Raw genomic sequence first — 7,142 nt, 5'->3', positions numbered from 1 at the left:
AAGAACAGCAGTCGCCGAGCCCTGCAACGCAACTATGTGGAGCGGCTCAACACCATGCTCAATCCCGACGATAAGGATAAGGTTGGTGCCACTGCGCCCGCTTTCAACACCGATGCACTGCTATTTGTTGCCCAGCATCTTGACAAGCTCGACAACTATCTGAAAGCCGAAATGCAAACGGCCACGGGCATCAATGCTTTGCATTATGCCGACTTGGCACGCCAAGTAAACCAAATAAAGACGGTGCGCGAACGCGGACGAAACGTGCGTTAGTCTGCTTTTCACCAGCGATGGCACGACAGATGGCCGTCGTTGGTGTGGCATCTGTCGGCATAGGCAATCTTGCTTTTTGCCCCATTGCATCGGCTTTTAGGCAGGTTCGTTTGCCATTCATTGGTACGAACGAGGCGGGTAGGGCGTTGGCTATGGTCTATCTTGCCAGCATCTGCGTTGGTTGCAGGCCGTCGGTCAGCTTCTCGTGAGCGGTCATGATGGTGTTGCCGCTCATCTCTTGCAACGCGAACGATACCGAAAACAGCCATTCCAACGGCCGAACACCCTTCAAACGGGTAAGCAAATGGCCATAAAAGGCATGCGAACCCATAATTCAAAAAACCGAAAACATCTAGTAGAAACATGGTTTTAAACTACATTTGGATATCCTTCTTCCTCGTGGCCTTCGTGGTTGCTGCGGCAAAACTCATCTTTATGGGCGATGCCACAGTGTTCCCAGCCATGATGGATAGCACCTTCGACATGTCTAAAAAAGCCTTTGAAATATCGTTAGGGCTAACGGGCATCCTCGCTTTATGGCTTGGTGTGATGAAGATTGGCGAGCGTGGAGGTGTAGTTAACGCCTTGGCTCGTGCGCTAAGCCCTGTGTTCACCCGCCTTTTCCCCGACATTCCCAAGGGTCATCCCGTAACGGGGAGCATCTTTATGAACATTGCTGCCAACATGTTGGGTCTCGATAACGCCGCCACTCCTTTGGGATTGAAGGCGATGGAGCAACTGCAAACGCTCAATCCTAAGAAAGACACGGCCTCGAACCCCATGATTATGTTCCTCGTACTCAACACTTCGGGACTCACGCTGATACCCGTAAGCATCATGGCCTATCGCGCTCAGCTTGGTGCGTCGCAGCCCACCGATGTGTTTATACCCATACTCTTGGCCACATTCTTTTCCACTTTGGCAGGTATCATCATCACCAGCATATATCAAAAGATAAACTTGCTCAGTCCTAAAACCCTCTTAGGTCTTTTCATTGCCTGCGCCATCGTCGCCTCGATTATTTGGGGATTCGGCAGAATGGATAAGGAAACGATGAACACTTTCAGCACCACCACGGCAAACATTCTGCTTATGGGCATCATCGTTGCATTCATTGTGGCTGGTGTATGTAAGCGTGTCAATGTCTACGACACCTTTATCGAGGGGGCGAAAGATGGTTTCCAAACGGCCGTTCGCATCATTCCCTACCTCGTTGCCATACTTGTGGGTGTGGCCGTGTTTCGTGCATCGGGCGCAATGGACCTCCTTGTAGATGGTATTCGTTGGTTGGTGGGCTTGCTAGGCATAAACACCGATTTCATCGAGGCATTGCCCACCGCGCTGATGAAACCCCTTTCGGGGGCTGGTGCGCGCGGAATCATGATTGATACGATGTCTACTTACGGTGCCGACTCGTTCGTTGGGCGGCTCAGTTGCATCTTCCAAGGCAGCACCGACACCACTTTTTACGTGCTCGCCGTTTACTTTGGCAGTGTTGGCATTCGCTATACGCGCCACGCTGTGGCTTGCGGACTGCTAGCAGACCTTGCAGGAGTGGTGGCAGCGATATTCATATGCTACCTGTTCTTCTAATCTAAAGGTGAAAAGGTGAAAGGTTGAAAAGGTGAAAAAATGGCTGCGCCCTTTTAAAGATGAAAGGTTGAAAAGGTGAAAAAATGGCTGCGCCCTTCTAAGGGTGAAAGGGTGAGAGGGTGAAAAAATGGGTTCGCCCTTCTAGGAGTGAAAGGGTGAGAAGGTGAAAAAATGGCTGCGCCCACCATCTTGTTCACTCGTAATCTTGTTCACTTGTCAACTCGTTAACTCGTTAACTTGTAAACTGACTAAGGGTGAAAAGATGGTCGCACCATCAGTGCTTAAACCTATTTCATTCGCGATAAATGATAATGTAACGAAATAACAACGATATAAAACGAATAAAAAGAGATGTATAAAACCAATGTTATATCTTCTCTCAGTAAGAACTTTGCCTTGAGAATAATTCTTCTGTATAGGTACTTGACGGAAGAAAGGCATGAATATATCATGTCGAAACAGCTCTGTCGTAGTGGAACCAGTATTGGGGCTAATATCGCTGAGAGCAAGAATGCACAAAGTACAGCTGATTTTATCAGTAAACTGAGCATCTCCTTAAAGGAGGCGGACGAGACGGAATACTGGTTGGAGCTATTAAAAGATTCGGATACCATTACGCAAGAGGAGTTTGACTCGGTGTCTAACGACCTCAAAACGATAATAGGGACATTAGTTAATATCATCAATAAATTAAAGGAAAAAGAGAAGTTAAAGAAATGATAGGTGATAAAGAATGGGAGATTACAGAGTGAAGTAGGCATTAATCGCCTTTTCGCTTTCCGTGGCGTGAGCCATCTTTTCACCCTTTCATCCATTCATACCTTGAGAGGCGAAGCCATTTTTTCACCTTTTCACCTTTCCACCTTTTCACCTTTTCACCTTTTCACTTTTAGCAATGAGTAATTTAAAATCTTTGGTTAAAGACACGGCCATCTACGGATTAAGTAGTATAGTGGGTCGTTTTCTCAACTATCTACTTGTACCGCTCTATACGATTAAGATTTCAGCGGCAAGTGGTGGTTATGGTGTTATCACCAATTTGTACGCTTATACGGCTCTTTTCTTGGTGCTATTGACATACGGAATGGAGACCACTTTTTTCCGTTTTGCCAATAAGAGCGACGAAAATTCACAGCGGGTATATTCCACCATCCTGCTCTCCGTGGGTTTCACTTCCGCCCTTTTCATCGCCATGGTGGTGCTTTTCTTGCATCCCATCGCGCAAGCAATGGGCTATGCCGACCATCCCTCTTACATTTGGGTGATGGCAGCGACGGTAGCCATCGACGCATTCCAATGCATTCCCTTTGCATACCTTCGCTATCAAAAGCGTCCCATCAAGTTTGCCACCCTCAAATTGCTCTTCGTTGGCAGCAACATTTCGCTCAATTTGATTTACTATCTGCTGTTACCAGCCCTTTACGAAGGCGGGCATCAGTGGGTGAGCCTTATTTATTCGCCAAACGTTGGTGCAGGTTACGCCTTCTACATCAACCTCGTTTGTACGGCTTGCATCACCTTTTGTTTCTATAAAGAGTTGCGCGGTTTCGCCTACGTTTTCGATAAGGCCCTGCTTAAACGTATGCTTTCTTATAGCTGGCCCATATTGGTATTGGGCATTGCGGGCATACTTAACCAAACGGCCGACAAGATATTGTTCCCTTATATATATAAAGGAAGTGATGCGCACACGCAGTTGGGCATCTACGGAGCGGCAAGTAAGATAGCCATGATAATGGCCATGATAACGCAAGCCTTCCGTTATGCCTACGAACCTTTCGTCTTTGGCAAGTCGAAAGACAAGGACAATCGCGACACTTACGCTAAGGCCATGAAGTATTTCATTATCTTCACCCTGCTGGCTTTCCTCGTTGTGATGGGTTACATCGACATTTTCCGCCGTCTCATCGGGCGCGATTACTGGGAGGGACTGCGTGTTGTGCCCATCGTTATGGCAGCCGAAATCATGATGGGCATCTACTTTAACCTCTCGTTTTGGTACAAGCTTATCGACAAAACCATTTGGGGTGCTTACTTTTCGGGCATCGGTTGCGCCGTGCTCATCGCCGTCAACGTGTTGTGTGTTCCGCGTTATGGCTACATGGCCTGTGCTTGGGCAGGCTTTGCAGGTTATGCCACGGCGATGATTCTTAGTTACATCGTGGGCCAACGCAAGTATCCCATCGCCTATCCGCTGACAAGTATCGGTGTGTACGTTGGCATCACAGTTCTTTTTTACTTGTGCATTAATTACGCCAACACGCATTTCTCCGTACCCGTTGCATTGGGTGTGAATACCGTATTTATCCTCCTTTTCATCGGGCATATATGGAAGTGGGATTTGAAGAGAAAATAAAAAAGCCTCACCCCCAACCCCTCTCCAAAGGGAGAGGGGAGTGATTAGTTTTGCAAGGCCTCACCCCCAACCCCTCTCCAAGGGGAGAGGGGAGTGATTAGCTTTGTAAGGCCTCACCCCCAACCCCTCTCCAAAGGGAGAGGGGAGTGATTAGTTTTGTGGGTTGACGAGTTGACAAGGTAAGTAGCCACCAGGCAACGAGGCATACGGCTTAACTCCTTAACTCCCTAACTCCTTAACTCCTGACGATTATGTCAATTCAAACGAGGCATACGGCTTAACTCCTTAACTCCCTAACTCCTTAACTCCTGACCAATACATCAATTCAAATAAATATGAAGAAAATTACATTCATCTTAGCTGCCCTCATGGCATTCGGAACGGCAAAGGCCGACGAAGGCATGTGGACACTGTACAATCTGCCGCAGGCAGTGTACCAACAGATGCAGGCCGAGGGCTTTAAACTGCCATACGCCGACATCTATCAAAGTAAAGATGCCGTTAAAAACGCTGTCGTTAACTTCTCGGGCTATTGTTCGGGCGTGGTGGTTTCGCCCAACGGATTGGTATTTACCAACCATCATTGTGGTTTCGAGGCCATTCGTAGACATTCAACCGTTGAACACGACTACATGCTAAACGGCTTTTATGCCAAGACCTACGAGGAAGAACTGCCCAACAGCGACATGTTCGTGAGCTTTATGAAGTCGCAACAAGACGTTACTTCGCGACTGATGGCCAACGGATATGCCGCGGCCAGCAAGCGACAGAAGGATTTTCTTATCGACTCGTTGCAGACGGTACTCACCGACTCGGTGCGTAAAGTAGATAAAACCCTTCGTGTTTCTATCGACCCATTCTACGAGAGCAACAGTTTCTATGCCACCGTTTACCAAGATTTCACCGATTTGCGACTCGTTTTCACCGTTCCTAAGTCGATGGGTAAGTTCGGCGGTGAAACGGACAACTGGATGTGGCCGCGACAGACATGCGATTTCTCCGTCTTCCGTATCTATGCCGACCCAACAACCAATGGGCCTGCCGCTTATTCTAAGAACAATGTACCTTATCGTCCGCAATATTGGGCACCCATCTCACTCGATGGCTATAAAGAGGGCGATTTCTCCATGACAATGGGCTATCCAGGTAGCACCAGCCGTTACATTTCAAGCTACGGCATCATCGAAAGGCGCGATTGCGAGAACACTCCCCGCGCCCAAGTACGAGGCGTTAAGCAAGAGGTGATGCGCCGGCACATGCGTGCCAACGAGGCTGTGCGTATCAAGTACGACTCTAAGTTCGCCCAAAGTGCCAACTATTGGAAGAACTCTTTGGGAATGAACAAATGTATCGATTCCATCGGCTTAGTGCAACAAAAGCGCGATTACGAGGCACGCTTGCGCCAATGGCAAGACTCAACGGGCTTTCTTAAAGGAAAACTCGACTTTGATAAGCTGGGCGCTTACTACGAAAAGCGTTTCGACCGCGTGCGCACGCGCTATTATTGGATGGAAACTTTCCGCCGCACCAACGAATTGGCTACACGCGCCATGCGCCTTGCAATGGGCGGCATGGAAGTGAAAGGTCCTAAGAAACCTGCATCAAAGCAATACCACGAGTTTACCGACAACAGCGACGAATGGGATGCGGCACTAGACAAGGAAGTGCTGGCCGTGCTGCTTAAAAACTATCGCCAGCAGGTAGGCAATCGCTATTTGCCCAAGTTCTACACCACCATCGACCAACGTTTCGGCGGCGATTATCAGCGTTTTGTTGACGACCTTTATGCACGTTCCATCATCATGAAGAAGGGTGCAAAGCTGTTTTACAACACCAAGGCGTATAAAGAAGACCCAGGTGTGCGTTTCGGACAAGACGTGATGGACATCTATTACGACCTAACCGAAGGAATGGGCGCAATTAACGATTCCATCGAGGCGCAAGAACGCTATCTCTGTGCAGCCAAATTGCGTATGGAAGAGGATATGCCCCATTACTCGGATGCCAATTTTACCATGCGTCTTAGCTACGGTCAGGTAAAAGGTTTCTCGCTTGGCGGCAAGGAATTGGGTTATTATACCACGCCCGAAAGCATCGTTGAGAAGATGGATCGTGCCAAAAGCAACGTTGACTACGAGGCAGAACCCATCATGCGCCAGTTGCTTTCGTCGAAAGATTTCGGCCGTTTCACCGATAAGTCCACGAATAATCTGCACCTTTGTTTCCTCACCAACAACGACATTACGGGCGGAAACAGTGGCTCGCCCATGTTCGATGGCAAGGGCAGACTTATTGGTTTGGCCTTCGATGGCAACTGGGACAGTCTGTCGAGCGACATCCTTTTCGATTCGCTCCTTGCTCGTTGCATTGGTGTAGACATCCGTTACATGCTCTTTATGATGGATAAATGGGGGCATGCCGATAGATTATTAAAGGAAATGGGCTTGTAGGGTTGTGAGGATTTAGGTTCATCTGCTCCTAAGTTAAGGTGGAAACAGATGAACTTAATTCCTTTAATCAGCCCTCACTTGTTAACTAAGCAACGCGAGGCGCATGGGTTTTCCTACTTGCTTACTCGTTAGCTGTTATGAACAAAAAAGGACGTTTTCTCGATGAAAACGTCCTTTTTTTGCATCCTTTCACTTCCCCCTCATAATCCGCATGGCATTAACTACGGCCAAAAGTGCCACACCACTATCGGCGAAAACGGCCTCCCAAAGTGTTGCAATACCCATTAGGCCAAGCACCATAACCAGCACTTTAACCCCAATGGCAAAGGCAATGTTCTGCCAAACGATGGTTCGTGTCTTTCGGGCAAGACCTAGGGCTTGGGCCAATCGCGAGGGTTGGTCAGTCTGTAACACCACGTCGGCCGTCTCAATGGCCATGTCTGCACCAGCTCCACCCATCGCAATGCCTA

At 48.3% G+C, this 7,142-nt stretch carries 5 protein-coding genes and 2 pseudogenes; 5 read left to right on the top strand and 2 right to left on the bottom strand.

Going from position 1 to position 7,142, the window contains the following annotated elements; all coding sequences use genetic code 11:
- A pseudogene (locus tag BN93_RS18595) lies at positions 1-273 on the top strand (zinc-dependent metalloprotease); the annotation flags it as partial.
- A gap of 157 nt (positions 274-430) precedes the next feature.
- Here BN93_RS18595 and BN93_RS17535 read toward each other — a convergent pair.
- A complete protein-coding gene (locus BN93_RS17535; protein ID WP_019187777.1) occupies positions 431-604 on the bottom strand; it encodes a hypothetical protein in 174 nt (57 codons plus the stop codon).
- 32 nt (positions 605-636) lie between these two features.
- On the opposite strand from BN93_RS17535, the gene BN93_RS07740 reads away from it, so the two are divergent.
- From BN93_RS07740 to BN93_RS07725, 4 genes are all read left to right on the top strand, one after another.
- The gene (locus BN93_RS07740; RefSeq protein WP_019187776.1) at positions 637-1,866 is read left to right on the top strand and encodes a nucleoside recognition domain-containing protein; all 1,230 of its coding nucleotides are present in this window, start codon (positions 637-639) and stop codon (positions 1,864-1,866) included.
- Positions 1,867-2,217: 351 nt separating this feature from the next.
- Positions 2,218-2,586, top strand: a complete 369-nt coding sequence (locus BN93_RS07735; RefSeq protein WP_044260095.1) for a four helix bundle protein — start codon at positions 2,218-2,220, stop codon at positions 2,584-2,586.
- A 175-nt stretch (positions 2,587-2,761) separates the two neighbouring features.
- A complete protein-coding gene (locus tag BN93_RS07730; RefSeq protein WP_019187774.1) occupies positions 2,762-4,222 on the top strand; it encodes a lipopolysaccharide biosynthesis protein in 1,461 nt (486 codons plus the stop codon).
- Between the two features lie 335 nt (positions 4,223-4,557).
- Positions 4,558-6,672 (top strand): S46 family peptidase, encoded by a 2,115-nt coding sequence (locus BN93_RS07725; protein WP_019187773.1) that lies wholly within the window; start codon positions 4,558-4,560, stop codon positions 6,670-6,672.
- 189 nt (positions 6,673-6,861) lie between these two features.
- Here the strand turns inward: BN93_RS07725 and BN93_RS07720 are convergent.
- Positions 6,862-7,142: pseudogene (locus tag BN93_RS07720) on the bottom strand (heavy metal translocating P-type ATPase); the annotation flags it as partial.

The sequence above is a fragment of the Prevotella conceptionensis 9403948 genome, from assembly GCF_000312305.1.
Classification (GTDB): Bacteria; Bacteroidota; Bacteroidia; order Bacteroidales; family Bacteroidaceae; genus Prevotella; species Prevotella conceptionensis.
Note: the sequence above shows the minus strand (reverse complement) of the source record. Positions and strands in the feature narration are given on the sequence as shown.